This is a genomic window from Stenotrophomonas testudinis (assembly GCF_024499815.1).
Classification (GTDB): domain Bacteria; phylum Pseudomonadota; class Gammaproteobacteria; order Xanthomonadales; family Xanthomonadaceae; genus Stenotrophomonas.
In genome coordinates this window covers 163621-182210 of sequence record NZ_JAMOKY010000001.1, presented here as the reverse complement: position 1 = coordinate 182210, position 18590 = coordinate 163621, and the positions used below count along the sequence as shown (strand labels likewise).

The following is an 18590-nucleotide window of genomic DNA, read 5'->3' as shown; positions in this document are numbered from 1 at the left end:
TTCCGTCCCTGGGGCCGTGCTGCCAGCCTGATGACCATCACGCTTGGATGGCATCAAGGGAGCTTGCGATGAAGGACGACAGCGGTGCCGGTCTGCGCAGCGGGCGCGCGGCGTTCGACCGGTTGGGCAGCGACCACCTGCTGGTGCTGGCGCTGACCCTGCTGATCGGGGGCAGCGTGATCGCGCTGGTCAGCCAGAACACCGCGGCACGCGCGGGGCCGGCCATCGTGCTGAGCCTGTTGCTGGCGGCCGTGGGCACGGCGCCGCTGCTGTTCTGCCTGCGTGAGGTCATGCGCCGCACGCCGGATGCGGCAGGGTTGCCTGCGTTGTTGCACGGTATCTGTGGGCAGCGTCTGGCGGCCGTCCTGCTGGCCTTGTTGCTGCTGGATCTGTTGGCCACCCTCGCCGGTGCCGCGCAGTCGGGGGCCCGCCACCTGAACGCCGTAGCCTGCGCCCTGGGCGTACCACCGCAGCGCTGGTTGCCGATATCCATGGCGGCGGCGCTGGGCCTGCTGCCGGTCGGCCTGGCGGCGATGCTGCGGCCCCGTCGTACGCTGCTGGTCGCCTGCGTGCTGCTGAGCGTGAAAGTCGGCCTGGGCCTGCTGCTGGTGGTGGTGGCTGCGCGCTACGTGCATTACGGCAACTGGGTGCCGTGGATGCCGTCCTCCACCGGCCCGCATCGATTCGGCCTGGGGGGCGTGGTGGCTGCGGCCGTGCCGCTGTTGGGGGTGTTTGCCAGCGCGAGCCTGCTGCTGGGCGTGGCGCCGCGGGTGCAGCGTCCGCACCGGCAACTGACCCAGGTGGCCGGTGGTGCGGTCCTGGCGGCCATGCTGCTGCTGATGGGGCTGGCGGCGCTGCAGTCGGGCCTGGTGCAGTTCGTGGCGCTGGACAGCACGCGGCCGCTGTCGGTGGCCGTGCAGGCGGTGCCGCAGCTGCAGTGGATGCTGCCGCTGCTGCCGGTGGCAGGCTGGGCCGGGCTGATGGCGCTGCAGGTGGTGGTGCTGCTGCTGGCGGTGGAACTGCTGCCGGCGCTGTGGCGGCGGCCGGGTGCCGCTGATCACGACAACCGCGACCCGGGGCGGGCGACGCTGGCTCTGGGCGTGGCCACGCTGGCAATGCTGCTGGTGCCGTGGCTGCCCGAACGCGCGATACTGCCGCCAGGCCTTGGCGTGCTGCCGTTGCTGGCGGTGTTGTGCCTGGGCCTGCTGCGGCCACAGGGCCAGGTGCCGTGGCAGCGCACGGTGTGGATCTACCTGTTCGCACCGTTGGCGGCCGTGTTGTGCCTGGTGCCGCTGGCCCGGCACATCCAGCTCTGGCAGGGGTAGGGAGGCGTGATCGCGCACGGCAGCCACGCATGGGGTGGCTCTACTGCCCTTGGATCCATGCCACGCGTGAATGCACACCTTGCGACTCGCATACACAAAAAAGCCACCCTCGCGGGTGGCTTCTTTGTTCTACCGGAAGGGCGACGACTCAGTTCGTGGTCGTGGCCGGGTTGCCGGCATCCTGGGTCAGCAGGCGGTTGATGTCCTGCAGTTCGGCCACGTCCAGCGCACCGAGCGACTGGCTCAGCAGCAGGCGGTTCTGCAGGAAGGTGTAGCGGGCGTTGGCGTAGTCCAGCTGCGCCGAGAACAGGATGCGCTGGTTCTGGATCACGTCCAGCACGGTGCGGGTACCCACTTCCAGGCCGACCTGCGACGCGTCATACGCGCTCTGCGCCGAGACCACCGCCAGGCGGCGGGCTTCCACTTCGCTGATGCCCTGCACCAGGGTCTGGTAGGCATTGCGGGTGTTGCGGTCCAGGGCACGCTTCTGCTGCTCGTAGCCGTCCTGGGCGATGTCACGCTGGGCCAGCGCCTGGCGCACGCCGGACTGGGTGGCACCGCCGGAGAAGATCGGCACGCTCAGGGTCAGGCCGATGCTGTTGGTGCGCGCATCGGGGGAGAGCGAACCGGAACCGACGCTGTCGCCCCAGGTCGCGCTCTTGCCCCAGCTGCCGCCCAGCGACAGGGTCGGGTAGTGGCCGCCACGTGCAGCCTGCACGCCGGCTTCAGCCGCGCTGACCTTCAGTTCCTGCGCCTTCAGCGCCGGGTTCTGGCTGGTCGCCTGCTGCACCAGTTCGCTGATGTTGCCGCGGTTGGCTGGCACTTCCGGACGGAAGTCGGCCGGCAGGCCCTTCAGGTTCATCACCGGCTGGCCGGTCAGTTCGGTCAGGGCCTGGTAGTTATCGGCCAGGGTGTTCTGCGCAACGATGGTGTTGGCGCGTGCCTGGTCGTACTGGGCACGTGCTTCGTGCACGTCGGTGATCGGCGCCAGGCCCACTTCCAGGCGCTTGTCGGCGAAGTCGAACTGCTTCTTCGCGGCCGCTTCATTGGTCTGTGCGGCGTTCAGCGATTCGATCGCCACCAGCACGTTGAAGTAGGCCGCCGAGCTGCGCACGATCAGGCTGTCGTTGGCCGAATCGAGGGTGAAATCCGCCGCCTTGCTCAGCTCACGCTGCGAGCGCAGGTTGTTGATCTGCGTCCAGTTGAACAGCGTCTGGCTGCCGTCGATCGTATAGTTGCGGCGCTTGCTGGTGACGGTGCCGGAGTTGGCATCGGCATCGGCTTCGGTGCGCGTGCGGTTCAACGAGGCGGTGCCGTTGATCTGCGGCAGCAGCGCGGCACGCGCCTGCACGGCGCCTTCCTTGTCGTACAGCCGGGTCGATTCGGCGGCCGACAGTTGCGGATCGCCATTGCGTGCCATTTCATAGACCTGCAGCAGGTCGGCGGCATGGGCGGGCAACGGCAGCAGGGCAGTGGCCAGCGCAACAGCGAGGGATCGGCGGATCATTGCGGCTTCCTTGGACTCAGAGGTGGAACTGGGGTGCCGGGGCGGCACCGCGCAGGTAATCGATATCGGTTTCGAACAGCGATTCGGTGCTGCCGTCGGCCTTGACCAGCAGGGCTTCCATCGCCGGCGAGCGGCCGTGGATCACGAACAGGCGACCACCGGGACGCAGCCACGAGGCGAACTGTGACGGCACCACGTCAACCGCGCCAGTGACACAGATCACGTCAAAACGGCGCTCGGTCTGCCAGGTCAGGGCATCGGCCACTTCGACGCGGACGTTGGTGCCCAGGCCCGAAGCATCCAGGCGGGCGCGTGCAGCGGTGGCCAGCTCCGGGTCGATTTCCAGACTCAGCACGTCGCGCGCCAGCGCGCCGATGCAGGCCGAAAGGAAGCCGCTGCCGGTGCCGATTTCCAGCACTTCGTCACCTGGCTGCAGATCCAGCGCCTGCAGGGTACGGCCCTCGATGACCGGCTTCATCATCTTCTGGCCGTTGCCGATCGGCAGTTCGACGTCGGCATAGGCCAGCGCCCGGTGCGCGTCGGCGACAAAGGCCTCGCGCGGCAGGCGGGCGAGCACGTCGAGCACCTTGATGTCCAGCACGTCCCAGGGACGGATCTGCTGTTCCACCATCAGTTCGCGGGCGTGGGCGTAATCAATCGTCATGAGGTTCAAATCCAGCGCAGTGGGCCGGCCATTTTACCGGTGCCGGAGGCCGGCGGCGCGCCCAGAGCATCAGCTTTCGGGCGGCCGGGGTCGCAGTGCCGGAAGTCATCGCGACCTCCGGTTCGTTCAGTTTGGTGCTTCAGGCGGTTCCAGACCCTCGCGGCGCATAGGCGCGCAGGAAGAAATCGACGCTGTCGGGCACGTGGCTGGAAGCATCGCACTGTCCCGGTGACAGCGGCATGCCGCACATCCGGTTCATATGGACTTCGCCCTTGATGAGGGTCAGGAACTGCTGGCCGGCCAGGCGGAAATCGCTGATCTCCAGCTCGCCGCGCGCGGTGCGCGAGCGCAGGAAATCGGCCAGTGCCTCGCAGGTGCGCTCCGGGCCGGCCTGCCAGAACAGTTCGCGCAGGCGTTCGTCGGTCTCCGGGGCCATCATCACCCGCTGCACCGAGATCGCCGCATCGGAGGTGATCATCTCGAAGAAGGCCTGGCCGATGCCCAGCAGCTGGTCGCGCAGCGGGCCCTCGGCATCGGCCACAAACAGCGCGTCCGGCAGCATCTCCATGCACTTGGACTGCACAGCTTCGGTGAAAAGCGTTTCTTTATCGCCGAAATGGCTGTAAACGGTCAGCTTCGATACGCCCGCCTGGGCGGCGATGCTGTCCATGCTCACGCCGGTATAGCCCTGTTCGACGAACAGGGTCTTGGCCGCTTCGAGGATCGCCGCGCGCTTGCCGAGGTCCTTCGGACGCCCGGGACCGGCGGCCTTGCCAGCAGGCTTGGCCGATGCTTTGCGGGAAGTGGGAGAACTCATTCCCGTAATACTAGACCAACCGGTTCGATATTTATACTATACCGGCCAGTTTACTAAATTGGGGCTGGCCCTCGTGCCGGCTCCCCCGCGTTTGAACCCTGTGTTTTCAGGACGTTGACCGATGAAGAGCGTGCGCTGGCTGGGCAGTTGGGTGTGGGTGGTGGCGCTGGCCGCCTGTTCGGGGCCGGAGCAGGCGCCGCAGGCGGCGGTGCCGGTGCTGGTGGTGCATCCGGGCGAGCAGGCCGGGCAGGGCGCGGCGTCGTTCCCGGGCACCATCCGGGCCCGCCAGGAAAGTCCGCTGTCGTTCCGCGTGGGCGGCAACCTGGTCAAGCGGCATGTGGACGCCGGCCAGCGGGTGAAGAAGGGCGACGTGCTGGCCGAGCTGGACGTGGCCGACTTCGCCCTGCAGGCGCGCGCCTCGCAGGCACAGCTGGCGGCGGCCGAGGCCGACCTGGCGCGTGCCCGCGATGACCTCAAGCGCTACCAGGTGCTGGCCGACCAGCAGCTGGTCAGCCGTTCGCAGCTGGACCAGCAGAGTGCCGCCTTCAAGGCCGCACAGGGCCAGGCCAACGCAGCCCGCGCCAACCTCGACGTGCTGCGCAACCAGGCCGGCTATGCCCAGCTGCGCGCGCCGGCCGACGGCGTGATCGCCAGCCGCGAGGCCGAGGCCGGGCAGGTGGTGTCGGCCGGCCAGACCATCTTCAACCTGGCCGCCGATGGCGCCCGCGAAGTGCTGATAGACCTGCCCGAAGCAACCTTCCGCGATTACGCGGTGGGCCAGCCGGTACAGGTGGAACTGTGGAACCGGCCGGGCCAGCGCCTGCCGGGCACTATCCGCGAGATCGCCGCTGCGGCCGACCCGCAGGCGCGCACCTACGCCACCCGCGTCAGCCTGGCTGCCGAAGCGCTGGCCGATGTCGAGCTGGGGCAGAGCGCGCGGGTGTTCAGCAGCGCCGGGCGCAACGGCACCCTGCAGCTGCCGCTGGCTGCCCTGCAGCGCGGTGCCAACGGCGCCTCCAGTGTCTGGGTGGTGGATCCGGCCAACAGCACGCTGAAGGAAGTGACCGTCACCACCGGTGCCTATGGCAGCGACAGCGTGCCGGTGCTGTCCGGCGTCGCTGCCGGCGATTGGGTGGTGGCCGCGGGTGGCCATCTGCTGCGCGCCGGCCAGCCGGTGACCGCCGTGGACCGGCAGAACCGCCCGGTGCTGAAGCCGGCCACGCCGGCCGCCGCGCCGAAGGCCAAGGAGTAAGCCGGTGCGCCGCTTCAATCTTTCCGAGTGGGCGCTGGCCAATCGTCCGCTGGTGCTGTTCGCCATGCTCGCCTTCGCAGTGATCGGCGCGTGGTCGTACAAGCACCTTGGCCAGTCCGAGGATCCGCCGTTCACCTTCAAGGCGATGGTGATCCGCACGCAGTGGCCTGGCGCCACCGCCGAGCAGGTGTCGCGGCAGGTGACCGAGCCGATCGAGAAGGCGCTGATGAACACCGGCGAATACGAGTTCATCCGCTCGTACTCGCGCCCGGGCGAATCGCAGGTGATCTTCATGGCCCGCGACAGCCTGCGTTCCAGGCAGATTCCGGACCTGTGGTACCAGGTGCGCAAGCGCGTGGGCGACATCCGCGCGACGTTGCCGCGCGAAATCGTCGGCCCGTTCTACAACGATGAGTTCGGCGATACCTACGGCAATATCTACGCGCTCACCGGCAAGGGCTTCGACTATGCGGTGATGCGTGACTACGCTGACCGCATCCAGCTGGAACTGCAGCGCGTGCCCGACGTCGGCAAGATCGATCTGGTCGGCCTGCAGGACGAGAAAGTGTGGATCGAGCTGTCCAACACCCGCCTGGCCACGCTGGGCCTGTCGATGCAGCAGGTGCAGCAGGCGCTGGCCGACCAGAACGCGATCGCCGGCACCAGCTTCTTCGAAACGCCGACCGACCGCGTGCAGCTGCGCGTGACCGGCCAGTTCGACAGCATCGAGGCGATCCGTCAGTTCCCGGTACGTGCCGGTGAGCGCACCGTGCACCTGGGCGACATCGCCGAGGTCAAGCGCGGCTTCGCCGATCCGGCCTCGCCGAAGATGCGCTTCATGGGCGAAGAGGCCATCGGCCTGGCCGTGGCCATGAAGGACGGCGGCGACATCCTCAAGCTGGGTGCGAACCTGGATGCAGAGTTCGAGCGCCTGCAGAAGACCCTGCCGACCGGCATGCAGCTGCGCAAGGTCTCCGACCAGCCGCAGGCGGTGGAAGAATCCGTCGGCGAGTTCGTGCAGGTGCTGACCGAAGCGGTAGTGATCGTGCTGCTGGTCAGCTTCTTCTCGCTGGGCCTGCGCACCGGCCTGGTGGTGGGTGTGACCATTCCGCTGGTGCTGGAAATGACCTTCTTCGTCATGCATTACTTCGGCATCGGCCTGCACAAGATCTCGCTGGGCGCGCTGGTGCTGGCGCTGGGCCTGCTGGTAGACGATGCGATCATCGCGGTGGAGATGATGGCCACCAAGATGGAGCAGGGCTACGACCGCCTGCGCGCGGCCAGCTTCGCCTGGGAATCGACCGCGTTCCCGATGCTGACCGGTACGCTGATCACCGCGGCCGGCTTCCTGCCGATCGCCACTGCCGCGTCGAGCACGGGCGAGTACACGCGTTCGCTGTTCCAGGTGGTGACCATCGCGCTGGTGGTGTCCTGGATTGCAGCGGTGCTGTTCATCCCGTACCTGGGCGACAAGATGCTGCCGGACCTGTTCAATCCGCAGCCGCCGAAGCCCGGCAGCCTGTCCGCGCGCTGGCTGGCCCGGCGCCGGCAGTGGGCCGACCGCTTCCCGGCGCTGGCCAACCTGATCGCCCCGGCCCAGCACGGTCACGATCACGACCCGTACCAGCGGCCGTTCTACCAGCGCTTCCGCCGCTTCCTGGATGCCTGCCTGCGCCATCGCTGGTGGGTGATCGCCGCGACCATCGGCCTGTTCGTGTTCTCGCTGATGATGTTCCGCTTCGTGCCGCAGCAGTTCTTCCCCGATTCAACCCGGCCGGAACTGATGGTCGACATCGAACTGGCCGAGGGCGCCTCGCTGCGCTCGACCCAGGCCCAGGCCGAGAAGCTGGAAAAGCTGCTGCACGGCCGTGAGGACATCGCCAACTACGTGTCCTACGTGGGCACCGGTTCGCCGCGCTTCTACCTGCCGCTGGACCAGCAGCTGCCGGCGACCAACTTCGCCCAGTTCGTGGTGCTGGCCAAGGACACCCACGCCCGCGAAACCGTGCGCACCTGGCTGATGAAGGACGTCATCCCGCAGTTCCCCGACGTGCAGATGCGCGTGACCCGCCTGGAAAACGGCCCACCTGTGGGCTACCCGGTGCAGATGCGCGTGTCCGGCGAGCACGTCGAGCAGGTGCAGGCCATCGCGCGCCAGATCGAGGCCAAGGTGCGTGAGAACCCGCACGTCATCAACGTCAACCTGGACTGGAGCGAACCGAGCAAGGTGGTGCGCCTGGTGATCGACCAGGAACGTGCGCGCGCGCTGGGCGTGAGTAGTGCGCAGGTCAGCCAGTTCCTGGCCAGTTCGCTGGCCGGGCAATCGGTGAGCGTGTACCGCGAAGGCAACCGCCAGATCGAGATGCTGCTGCGTGGCCCGGCCGACGAGCGTGACCAGCTGGAGCTGCTGTCCAGCCTGGCCATGCCCACCGCCAACGGTGGCAGCATCACGCTGTCGCAAGTGGCGACGATGGAATATGGCTTCGAGGACGGCATCATCTGGCACCGCAACCGCCTGCCGACGGTGACCGTGCGTGCCGACATCGGTGATGGCATGCAGCCGCTGGACGTGGTGCAGCAGCTCCTGCCGACGCTGGATGGCATCCGTGCGCAGCTGCCCAGCGGTTACCTGCTGGAAACCGGCGGCACGGTGGAGGATTCGGCGCGTGGCCAGGATTCGATCAAGGCCGGCATGCCGCTGTTCCTGATCGTGGTGGCGACCCTGCTGATGCTGCAGCTGCGCAGCTTCTCGCGGGCGGCGATGGTGCTGGTGACCGCGCCGCTGGGCATCATCGGCGCCACGCTGTTCCTGCTGCTGTTCCGCGCACCGTTCGGCTTCGTAGCCTTGCTGGGCACCATCGCGCTGGCCGGCATGATCATGCGCAACTCGGTGATCTTGATCGACCAGATCCAGCAGGACATCGACGCCGGGCACGACCGCTGGCACGCCATCATCGACGCCACCGTGCGTCGCTTCCGCCCGATCGTGCTGACCGCGCTGGCCGCGGTGCTGGCGATGATCCCGCTGTCGCGCAGCGCGTTCTACGGCTCGATGGCGATCTCGATCATGGGCGGCCTGATCGTCGGCACCGTGCTGACCCTGGTGTTCCTGCCGGCGCTGTATGCGGCGTGGTTCCGGGTCAAGCCGGGCGAATCCGGGGCATAACGCCCCGGATTCTACGGCCACCGCCTCTGGTAGGTGCCAACCTTGGTTGGCACTGCGGCTTGCATCCACGCATGGCCCGGATTGTTCTGCTCGCGGGATCTGCTTTATGTAGAGCCGAGCCATGCTCGGCTGCTCTTCGCGCGATGATGGGATGAGTCGAGCATGGCTCGACTCTACAGGCGTTGCCCGATGGGTCAGCGCAGCTTGGCCAGCACCGCGTCGGTGGCAGCAGCGGTGCTGACCGCCTGCCCCTTGGCCGCAAGGTCGGCGGTGAACACGCCGTCATCCAGTACCGCATGCACGGCGGCTTCCACCGCAGCGGCTTCGGCCTCCAGGCCCAGCGAATGGCGCAGCAGCATGGCGGCGCTGAAGATCGTTGCGTAGGGATTGGCGATGGCCTTGCCGGCGATGTCCGGGGCCGAGCCATGGATCGGCTCGTAGATGCCCACCGCGCCCGGCTCGCCCAGCGAGGCCGACGGCAGCAGGCCCAGCGAACCCGCCAGCATCGAGGCTTCATCGGTGAGGATGTCGCCGAACATGTTCTCGGTGACGATCACGTCGTACTCGCGCGGCTTGGCCAGCAGGTGCATGGCCATCGAATCGACCAGCTGGTGTTCCAGCGCCACGTCCGGGAACTCCTCGCGGCCGATGCGCGCGGCCACGTCGCGCCACAGGCGCGAGGTTTCCAGCACGTTGGCCTTGTCCACCGAAGTGACCTTGCCACGGCGCTGCTGGGCCAGGCGGAAAGCGCTGCGCAGCACGCGTTCGATCTCGGCCACGGTGTAGCGGCACAGGTCGCTGGCGCTGTCGGCGTCGCGGGTCTTGTCGCCGAAGTAGATGCCGCCGGTCAGTTCGCGCACCACCACGAAGTCCACGCCCTGCAGCAGCTCGGCCTTGATCGGCGAGGCGTGCAGCGCGGCTTCATGGGTGCGCACGGGGCGCAGGTTGGCGTACAGGCCCAGCGCCTTGCGGATCGCCAGCAGGCCCTGTTCCGGGCGCACCTTGGCGTTGGGGTCGGACCACTTCGGGCCACCCACGGCGCCCAGCAGCACCGCGTTGGCGGCCCGGCAGGCGGTGAGGGTGGCGGCCGGCAGCGGCTCGCCATGGCGGTCGATGGCGATGCCACCGATGTCGTGCTCGCTGAAGGTGAAGCTGTGGTTGAAGCGTTCGGCGACGGCCTTCAGGACGGCCACTGCGGCAGCGGCAACTTCCGGGCCGATGCCATCACCGGGCAGGACAACAATTTCAGCGTGCATGCTCACTCTCGTAACGTTTGATTTCAGGGACACGGCCCAACAGATACCCCAACTGGTCGACACCTTCCAGCAGGCAGGTCTGCGAGAAGCCATCCAGCGGGAAGGAATAGACGCGGCCGTCGGGCGTGCGCAGCTCGCGCGCGGCGACGTCGATGGTCAGCTCGTCGTCCGGGCGCTGCATCAGCGCCTGCACGTCGGCCTCGTCCAGCACGATCGGCAGCAGGCCGTTCTTCAGCGAGTTGCCGCGGAAGATGTCGGCGATCTCGCTGCTGACGATGGCACGCAGGCCCAGGTCGGTCAGCGCCCACGGCGCATGCTCGCGCGAGGAACCGCAGCCGAAGTTGCGGCCGGCCAGCAGGATGCTGCGGCCGGCGTTGTGCGGCTGGTTGAAGGCGAAGTCGGCCACCGGCGAGCCGTCGGCCTGCCAGCGCCAGTCGTTGAAGGCGTTGCGGCCCAGGCCGGCGCGTTCGGTGGTGGACAGGAACCGCGCCGGAATGATCTGGTCGGTGTCGATGTTGGTCTGCGCCAGCACCACGCTGGACGAGGTCAGGGTACGGAAACCGGCCATCACGCCACCTCCTGTGCGAACAGTTCGCGGGTGTCGGCCACCTGGCCCTTCACCGCTGCCCACGCCGCGCTCATCGGCGAGGCCAGCAGGGTGCGCGAACCGGGGCCCTGGCGGCCCTCGAAGTTGCGGTTGCTGGTGCTCACGGCCAGCTGGCCTGGGGCGACCAGGTCACCGTTCATGGCGATGCACATCGAGCAGCCCGGCTCGCGCCATTCGGCACCGGCCGCACGCACGATTTCGTGGATGCCTTCGGCCTCTGCCTGGCGCTTGACGATTTCCGAGCCCGGTACCACCAGCATGCGCACGCCGTCGGCGACGTGGCGGCCACGCAGTACCTGCGCCACTTCGCGCATGTCGCTCAGGCGGCCGTTGGTGCACGAGCCGACGAACACCACGTCCACCGGGGTGCCGGCCAGCGCCTTGCCCGCCTGGAAGTGCATGTAGTCCAGGCCCTTCTGCGCGGCGGCATCGTTGGCAGCCGGAATCGGCGTGTCCACGGCGATGGCGGTGCCCGGGTGGGTGCCCCAGGTCAGGGTTGGGCGGATGTCGGCGGCGTCGATGCGCACTTCGCTGTCGAAGCGTGCGCCTTCATCGCTGCGCAGCTGCTGCCAGCGCGCCACGGCGGCGTCGAAGTCGGCGCCTTTGGGGCCGCGCGGAGTGTTGGCCACGAAGTCGAAGGTGACCTGGTCGGGGGCGACCATGCCGGCACGCGCACCTGCTTCGATCGACATGTTGCACAGGGTCATGCGCTGTTCCATGTCCATCGCTTCGATGGTGCTGCCACGGAACTCGATGACGTGGCCGGTGCCACCGTTGACGCCGATCACGCCGATGATGTGCAGGACCACGTCCTTGGCACCGACGCCCGGCGCCAGCGGGCCGTCGACGTTGATGGCGAAGGTCCTGGCCTTCCGCTGCAGCAGGCACTGCGTGGCCAGCACGTGGCCGACTTCGCTGGTGCCGATGCCGAAGGCCAGCGAACCGAACGCGCCGTGGGTGGAGGTGTGGCTGTCGCCGCAGACGATGGTCATGCCGGGCTGGGTGAAACCCTGCTCCGGGGCGATGACGTGGACGATGCCGCGGTTGTCCGAGGCCATGTCGAACAGCTCGATGCCGTACTCGGCGCAGTTGCGCGCCAGGGTGGCGACCTGCGCTTCGGAGGCGGCGCTGGCGTACGGCAGCTTGCCGTCGGCACCGGCCGGCAGGGTCGGGGTGGAGTGGTCCATCGTCGCCTTGGTGCGATCCGGGCGGCGCGGCGCCAGGCCACGCGAACGCAGCTCGGTGAACGCCTGCGGCGAGGTCACCTCGTGTATCAGGTGCAGGTCGATGTACAGCACGGCGGGGGCGCTGTCGGATTCGGGAACCACCACGTGGGCGTCCCACAGTTTGTCGTACAGGGTGCGGGGTGCGGAAGTCATGCGTATGCCTGGCAGAAGTACGAGAGAGCGAACATCAATAAAGAAAGCGGGACGGTCAAGTCAGCGGCGACGGGCGAGCACGCGCAGGCGCACGTAGTCGGCCAGCGGCTGGCCGGCTGCGTCACGCGGCAGGTCGTCCAGCAGGGCCGCGGCGGCGTCGCGCACGGTGGCGCGGGCCGCGGCCGGCAGATCGTCCAGCAGCGGCGCGGCGAACACCCGCAGCCAGCCGGCCACGCCGGTCGGCAGCGCGGTCGGGCGCGGCGTGGTTTCGATCAGCTGCACCTGGAAGCCGTGCTGGCGCAGGCGGTCGGCGTAGGCATCGGCGGTGGGGAAGTACCACTGGAACGCGCTGGCGCCATGGCCATGGGCCACGCGTGCGGCCTGCACCGCGGCGATGATGGTGGCCACGTTGCCATGGCCGCCGGACTCGGCGACGAAACGGCCGCCGGGACGCAGGGCACGACGCACGCCCTCCAGCACGCGGTCCGGGTTGCCCATCCAGTGCAGCGCGGCATTGCTGAACACCGCATCGAACTCGGCGTTGAAGGTCAGCGCGTGGCCATCCATCACCTGCGCATCGACGCCGCGCGCGCGGGCGGCATTGACCAGTTCCGGCGAGGCGTCCACGCCGTGGATGCGTGCGCCGCTCAGGGCCAGTTCGGTGCTGAGTACGCCATCGCCACAACCCAGGTCGAGGATGCGTTCACCGGTGCGCGGGTCGAGCAGGCGCGACACCGCACCGCCGAGCAGCGGCACGAAACCGGCATCGATCGCATAGTCCTGGGCGTTCCACTGCTGGCCGGCGGCCGTGGTGGCGGTGTCGAAGGCGCTCATGTCGGTTTCCTCAGGCAGTGGCGGCGGTCGGGGTTTCAGTGTTGCTGGCGGCGGCCTGGCGCTGGCGCAGCAGGCGGTTGGCCACGTCCAGCCAGGCCAGCGCGGAGGCTTCGATGATGTCCTTGCTGGTGCCGGTGCCGTCGTACTCCACGCCTTCGTGGCGCACGCTCAGGTTGGCTTCGCCGCGCGCGTCGGCACCGATGCCGACGCTGTGCACCTGGTAGCTGTCCAGCTGCAGCTGCACGCGGGTGGCCGAGGACAGTGCGCCGAACAGGGCATCGACCGGGCCATCGCCCTGCGCGGTTTCGGCCACGCGGTTGCCTTCCGGGTCGGACAGTTCGACCAGCGCATTGGCGCGGCTGCCGACGTCGCTGATGGTCATCGAGGCCAGGCGGTAGCCCTGGTTGTTGGCGCCGCCCTGCATCAAGGTCTGCAGGTCGGCGTCGGTGACCACGCGCTGCTGCTCGCACATCGCCTTGAACTGTTCGAAGACCAGCTTCAGTTCGTCCTCTTCCAGCCAGAAGCCCAGCGCACGCAGGCGCGATTCGACCGCAGCGCGGCCACTGTGGCGGCCCAGCACCATCTGCGAATCTTCCCAGCCGACGTCTTCCGGACGCATGATTTCATAGGTGCCGCGGTGGCGCAGCATGCCGTGCTGGTGGATGCCCGATTCATGGGCGAACGCATTGGCGCCGACGATGGCCTTGTTGCGCTGGACCGGCATGCCGACCAGGCGCTGCAGCAGCTGCGAGGTGCCGACGATGCGCGGGGTGTTGATCGCGGTGTCCTGCTCATAGAAGGCCTGGCGCACCTTCAGCACCATGGCGATTTCTTCCAGCGAGCAGTTGCCGGCGCGTTCGCCGATGCCGTTGATGGTGCACTCGACCTGGCGTGCGCCACCTTCGACGGCGGCCAGCGAGTTGGCCACGGCCAGGCCCAGGTCGTTATGGCAGTGCGCGCTGAAGATCACGTTGGCCGCGTTCGGAACATCGGCCACGCCGGCGATGACCTGCTGGAACATCGCGCGGATTTCTTCCGGCGTGGTGAAGCCGACGGTGTCGGGCAGGTTGACGGTGGTCGCGCCGGCAGCGATCGCCACGCGGGCCACTTCGATCAGGTAGTCCAGCTCGGTGCGGGTCGCATCCTCGGCCGAGAACTCCACGTCGTCGACGTAGGTGCGGGCCAGGGTGACGTGCTTGCGTACCGACTCCAGTACCTGCTCGCGGGTCATGCGCAGCTTGTGCTCGCGGTGCAGCGGGCTGGTCGACAGGAACAAGTGCAGGCGCGGGTTGGCCGCTGCTTCCAGGGCGCGTGCCGAGGTTTCGATGTCGGCCTGCAGGCAGCGCGACAGCACCGCCAGGGCCAGGCTCGGGCGGCGCAGCTCACGGCCGATCAGGGCCATCGCTTCGCGGTCGGACTGCGAGCTGGCCGGGAAGCCGGTCTCGATGATGTCCACGCCCAGTTCGTCCAGCGCACGCGCCATCACCAGCTTCTGCGGCGGGCTCATGCTGCAGCCGGGGGACTGCTCGCCGTCACGCAGGGTGGTGTCGAAGATGCGGATGCGCGGGGTGGTAATTCGTTCGATGGTGGTCACAGGGAAATCTCCTCGACAGCGGGCGCGACGGCTTGCAGGTTGGAAGGGGAAGAGGTGGGGGAGACGGGGGCGCTGGCCTTGCTGGGCGAGCGCGGGGTTTCAGTGCGGCGCCGGCGCGGTTTGCGCGGCGGCCGCGGGCGGATGTCGGTCAGCAGGCCGGCCAGCACGCCGGCATCGATGTTGCCGCCGGACACCACCGCACACTTGCGGCGGCCAGCCACGCGGCGGCCGGCGGCCAGGGCCAGTGCGCCGGCGCCCTCGGCGATGATGTGTTCTTCCAGCGCCAGGCGGACCAGGGTCTCGCGCAGTTCGGCTTCGCGCACGATCACCACGTCGTCCAGCAGCGAGGCGCACAGGCGGCGGGTCAGGTAGCCGGGCACCTTCACCCGCACGCCGTCGGCCAGCGACGGCACCGGTGCGATCTCGTTGACATCGCCGTGGATCGCGCGGGCCATCGAATCGACGCCCTCGACCTGCGCACCGATGATGCGCACGCCCTGCGATTTCAGGGCCAGCGCCACGCCGGAGGCCAGGCCGCCGCCACCGATCGGCACGATCACCACGTCCGGCGCGTGCGGTGCCAGTTCGATGCCGACCGTGCCTTGGCCGGCGATCACGTCGGCATCGTCGAAGGCGGACAGGAAGCGGTAGCCATGGCGCTCGGCCAGTTCCACAGCGAAGGCGAAGGCCTCGTCGTAGCTGTTGCCGTGCTGGCGAACGGTGGCGCCCCAGTGGGCGACACCGGCGATCTTGGTGGCCGGCGCGCCATGCGGCATCACGGTGATAGCCGGCACGTCCAGGCGGTAGGCGGCCCAGGCCACGCCCTGGGCGTGGTTGCCGGCCGAAGCGCAGATCACCGGCCGGGTATCACCGCGTTCGCGGCCGGCCAGCAGCGCGTTCAATGCGCCGCGCACCTTGTAGGAACCGGTGCGTTGCAGATTTTCCAGCTTCAGCCAGGTGCCGAAGCGTTCGGCATGGTGCAGCGGGGTGGGCGGCAGGAAGCGGCGCAGGCGGGCCTGCGCAGCCAGTACGTCGGCGACGCTTACGTCGCCGACATCGCTTTCCTTGCTGGCATCAGCGGCCGGCATGGGCCACCAGCGGGTTGCCGGCATGCGCCGGGTGCGGGCACGGGCGACGAAGAAGACGCCTCCGTGCCGGCACCGTGGTCGCTACGGTACGGGTGTTCATCATGCAGCTCCTTCCACGGGCGTCAGCTGTACCGACACGCAGTCGTAGATCTTTTCCATCTGCCGGCACAGGGTTTCCGGCGGCCGCTGGCCATCGACCACCAGCTGCAGGTGCCAGCGACCGTCATCGGCGGCCACCGGCGCGCCGCTGATCGCACGCGGGGCGAAGCCGCGACGCTCGGCCATGCCGATCACGCGCAGCAGCGCACCTTCGGCCGGGTGCAGCACCAGGTCAAGCCGGTATTGCATTGGGGGTCTCCTGGCGGGCGTGGGCGGGGTTGCTTTCCAGCATGGTGCTGTTGGCAGTGTTGGGCGGCACCAGCGGCCACACGTTGGCGCGTGCATCGATGGCCACGTGCAGCAGGGCGGGGCCCGGTTCGGCCAGCAGCGCGGCCAGGCCGCCTTCTACGTCGTCGCGGTTGTCGATGCGGGTGGCAGCGATGCCGAACACCTTGGCCAGGGCCACGAAGTCCGGGTTGTCGGACAGGTCGATCTCGCTGTAGCGCTCGGAGAAGAACAGCTCCTGCCACTGCCGCACCATGCCCAGCGAACTGTTGTCCAGCAGCACGATCTTCACCGGCAGGCGGCAACGCGCGATGGTGGTCAGCTCCTGCACGTTCATCATGAAGCTGCCGTCGCCGGACACCAGCACCACGGTGCGGTCGGGGCAGGCGAATTGCGCGCCCATCGCCGCCGGCAGGCCGAAGCCCATGGTGCCCAGCGCGCCACTGGTCAGGTGGTTGCGCGGGTGGTTGAAGCGGCAGTGCTGGGCCACCCACATCTGGTGCTGGCCGACATCGCAGGCGATGACCGTGTCGGCCGGCGCCACTTCGCTCAGCCGCTTCAGCAGCGCCGGGGCGTAGATGTGCTGGCCCGGTGCGTCGTAGCGGGCGGCGAAGCGGTCGCGGTGCTGGGCACAGCGTTTGCGCCATGCGTCCTGGTGGGCCTGGGGGGAGGGGAAGGCCGCACGCAGGGCGCGGATGGCGTGGCTGACATTGCCCGACACCGCGACATCGGCGCTGCGCAGCTTGGAGATCTCGTAGGCGTCGGCGTCGATGTGGACCACGCGGGCGAACGGAGCGAACTCGGCCAGCTTGCCGGTGGCACGGTCATCGAAGCGCGCACCCAGCACCAGCAGCAGGTCGCTTTCCTGCACCGCCATGTTCGCGGCGCGGGTGCCGTGCATGCCCAGCATGCCCAGCGACTGCGGGTGCTGCGGGGGCAGCGCGCCCAGGCCACGCAGGGTCATCACGGTGGGGATGGCGCTGGCCTCGGCGAAGTCGCGCAGGTCCTGCACGGCCTCGCCCAGGGCAATGCCACCACCGGCGTAGATCACCGGCTTCTCGGCCGCTGCCAGTGCGGCGATGGCCTCGGCGATGGCCGCATCGGCGGCCGCGGCCGGCGGTTCCACGCTGGACGGCATGTGCGCCGGCAGGTGGCTGGCATCGGCCAGCTGCACGTCCTTGGGCAGGTCGATCAGCACCGGCCCGGGGCGGCCCTCGCGCGCGATGCGGAAGGCGTCGGCCACCACGCGCGGCAGGTCATCGACGCTGCGCACCAGCCAGCTGTGCTTGACGATGGGCAGGGTCAGGCCGAACACATCCAGTTCCTGGAAGGCGTCGGTACCCAGCAGCGGCGTGGCGACCTGGCCGGTGATGCAGACCATCGGCACCGAATCCAGCATCGCATCGGCGATGCCGGTGACCAGGTTCGACGCGCCGGGGCCGGAGGTGGCCACGCAGACGCCGACCTGGCCGCTGGCGCGGGCGAAGCCATTGGCTGCCAGTGCCGCACCCTGCTCGTGGCGCACCAGGATGTGCTTCAGCGACGAATCCACCAGCGCGTCGTAGAACGGCATGATGGTGCCGCCGGGATAGCCGAACAGCGTACGGACGCCCTCGGCCTCCAGCGCCTGGGTCAGCCAGCGCGCGCCGTTGGGCGGCGCGCTGCGGTGTGTGGGAGAGTTCATGGGGGAACCTTGCAAAGCGGGTGGGGGTGGCCGCGTGCTTACGCGGCCTGTCCTTGCAACCAGACCATCTTGGCGCGCAGTTCCTTGCCCACCTTCTCGATCGGGTGCTCCAGGTCGGCCTGCTTGTACTTCTTGTAGTTCGGCAGGCCCGCTTCGTACTCGGCTACCCAGTTCTTGGTGAAGGTGCCGTCCTGGATGTCCTTCAGGACGTCCTTCATGCGCTCCTTGGTGCTGGCGTCGATCACGCGCGGGCCGCTGACGTAGTCGCCGTACTGGGCGGTCTCGGAGACGAATTCCAGCATGCGCGAGATGCCGCCTTCGTAGAACAGGTCGACGATCAGCTTCAGTTCGTGCAGCACTTCGTAGTAGGCGATTTCCGGCTGGTAACCGGCTTCCACCAGCGTTTCGAAGCCGGCCTGCACCAGCGCCGAAGCGCCGCCGCACAGCACTGCCTGCTCACCGAACAGATCGGTTTCGGTTTCTTCCTTGAAGGTGGTCTGGATCAGGTTGGCGCGGGCGCCGCCCAGGCCGGCCGCATAGGCCTTGGCATGCTGTTCGGCCTTGCCGGTGACATCCTGGTGGATGGCCCAGATGCACGGCACGCCGCGGCCGATTTCGTATTCGCGACGGACCAGCGCGCCCGGGCCCTTCGGCGCGACCAGCACCACGTCCAGGTCGGCGCGCGGCTCGATCATGCCGTAATGCACGTTCAGGCCGTGGGCGAACAGCAGGCAGGCACCCTGCTTCATGTTCGGCGCCAGCACCTCGTTGTACAGTTTCTTCTGCACCATGTCTGGGGTCAGCACGGCGACCAGGTCGGCGTCCTTCACGGCGTCAGCCGGAGCCACCACGTTGAAGCCGTCCGCCTGGGCCTTGGCTTCTGTCGGGCCGCCCGGGCGCAGGCCTACCACCACGTCGAAACCGGATTCGCGCAGGTTCAGTGCGTGGGCGCGGCCCTGGCTGCCGTAGCCGATGACGGCGATCTTGGTCTGGGGCAGATCGTTGGTGCTCATGGGGGAGGTTCCTTGGGGTG

15 protein-coding genes are annotated in these 18590 nt (G+C 68.5%); 3 read left to right on the top strand and 12 right to left on the bottom strand.

Annotated elements, in window-relative coordinates:
* The first annotated feature begins 68 nt into the window (after window positions 1-68).
* Window positions 69-1325: an amino acid transporter gene (locus NQ204_RS00810; RefSeq protein ID WP_256642802.1), complete on the top strand. Its 1257-nt coding sequence runs from the start codon at window positions 69-71 to the stop codon at window positions 1323-1325.
* 148 nt (window positions 1326-1473) lie between these two features.
* On the opposite strand, the gene NQ204_RS00805 is transcribed toward NQ204_RS00810, so the two are convergent.
* The 3 genes from NQ204_RS00805 to NQ204_RS00795 all read right to left on the bottom strand — a co-directional run bounded on the left by NQ204_RS00805 (window position 1474) and on the right by NQ204_RS00795 (window position 4313).
* The gene (locus NQ204_RS00805; protein WP_256642801.1) at window positions 1474-2832 is read right to left on the bottom strand and encodes a TolC family outer membrane protein; all 1359 of its coding nucleotides are present in this window, start codon (window positions 2830-2832) and stop codon (window positions 1474-1476) included.
* 16 nt (window positions 2833-2848) lie between these two features.
* On the bottom strand, window positions 2849-3496 hold the full coding sequence (locus tag NQ204_RS00800) for a protein-L-isoaspartate O-methyltransferase family protein (protein ID WP_116863953.1): 648 nt from the start codon (window positions 3494-3496) through the stop codon (window positions 2849-2851).
* Between the two features lie 139 nt (window positions 3497-3635).
* Window positions 3636-4313 carry a TetR/AcrR family transcriptional regulator gene (locus tag NQ204_RS00795; RefSeq protein ID WP_116863952.1) on the bottom strand — a complete coding sequence of 226 codons (678 nt, stop codon included), beginning with the start codon at window positions 4311-4313 and terminating at the stop codon, window positions 3636-3638.
* A gap of 121 nt (window positions 4314-4434) precedes the next feature.
* On the opposite strand from NQ204_RS00795, the gene NQ204_RS00790 reads away from it, so the two are divergent.
* Both NQ204_RS00790 and NQ204_RS00785 read left to right on the top strand, forming a co-directional pair.
* Window positions 4435-5565, top strand: a complete 1131-nt coding sequence (locus NQ204_RS00790; protein WP_256642800.1) for an efflux RND transporter periplasmic adaptor subunit — start codon at window positions 4435-4437, stop codon at window positions 5563-5565.
* 4 nt (window positions 5566-5569) lie between these two features.
* Window positions 5570-8731 (top strand): efflux RND transporter permease subunit, encoded by a 3162-nt coding sequence (locus tag NQ204_RS00785; protein ID WP_256642799.1) that lies wholly within the window; start codon window positions 5570-5572, stop codon window positions 8729-8731.
* A gap of 194 nt (window positions 8732-8925) precedes the next feature.
* Here NQ204_RS00785 and leuB read toward each other — a convergent pair whose 3' ends face one another.
* The 9 genes from leuB to ilvC form a co-directional block, all read right to left on the bottom strand.
* Window positions 8926-9987, bottom strand: a complete 1062-nt coding sequence (gene leuB / locus NQ204_RS00780) for a 3-isopropylmalate dehydrogenase (RefSeq protein WP_256642798.1) — start codon at window positions 9985-9987, stop codon at window positions 8926-8928.
* Window positions 9977-10555, bottom strand: coding sequence for a 3-isopropylmalate dehydratase small subunit (leuD, locus tag NQ204_RS00775; RefSeq protein WP_256642797.1), 579 nt, complete (start codon window positions 10553-10555; stop codon window positions 9977-9979). Before leuD ends, leuB begins: the two co-directional genes overlap by 11 nt.
* Window positions 10555-11973: a 3-isopropylmalate dehydratase large subunit gene (gene leuC / locus NQ204_RS00770; RefSeq protein WP_256642796.1), complete on the bottom strand. Its 1419-nt coding sequence runs from the start codon at window positions 11971-11973 to the stop codon at window positions 10555-10557. Before leuC ends, leuD begins: the two co-directional genes overlap by 1 nt.
* Before the next feature lie 60 nt (window positions 11974-12033).
* Complete coding sequence (locus NQ204_RS00765) at window positions 12034-12807, bottom strand: class I SAM-dependent methyltransferase (protein WP_256642795.1); 774 nt, start codon at window positions 12805-12807, stop codon at window positions 12034-12036.
* Window positions 12808-12817: 10 nt separating this feature from the next.
* Window positions 12818-14401 (bottom strand): 2-isopropylmalate synthase, encoded by a 1584-nt coding sequence (locus tag NQ204_RS00760; RefSeq protein WP_256642794.1) that lies wholly within the window; start codon window positions 14399-14401, stop codon window positions 12818-12820.
* Window positions 14398-15489, bottom strand: coding sequence for a threonine dehydratase (locus tag NQ204_RS00755; RefSeq protein ID WP_256642793.1), 1092 nt, complete (start codon window positions 15487-15489; stop codon window positions 14398-14400). Before NQ204_RS00755 ends, NQ204_RS00760 begins: the two co-directional genes overlap by 4 nt.
* Before the next feature lie 99 nt (window positions 15490-15588).
* Window positions 15589-15837, bottom strand: a complete 249-nt coding sequence (locus NQ204_RS00750; protein ID WP_079223152.1) for an ACT domain-containing protein — start codon at window positions 15835-15837, stop codon at window positions 15589-15591.
* Entirely contained in the window at window positions 15821-17557 is a 1737-nt protein-coding gene (gene ilvG / locus NQ204_RS00745) for an acetolactate synthase 2 catalytic subunit (RefSeq protein ID WP_116863944.1), read from the bottom strand. Before ilvG ends, NQ204_RS00750 begins: the two co-directional genes overlap by 17 nt.
* 38 nt (window positions 17558-17595) lie before the next feature.
* Complete coding sequence (gene ilvC / locus NQ204_RS00740) at window positions 17596-18570, bottom strand: ketol-acid reductoisomerase (protein WP_116863943.1); 975 nt, start codon at window positions 18568-18570, stop codon at window positions 17596-17598.
* Between the last annotated feature and the right edge of the window lie 20 nt (window positions 18571-18590).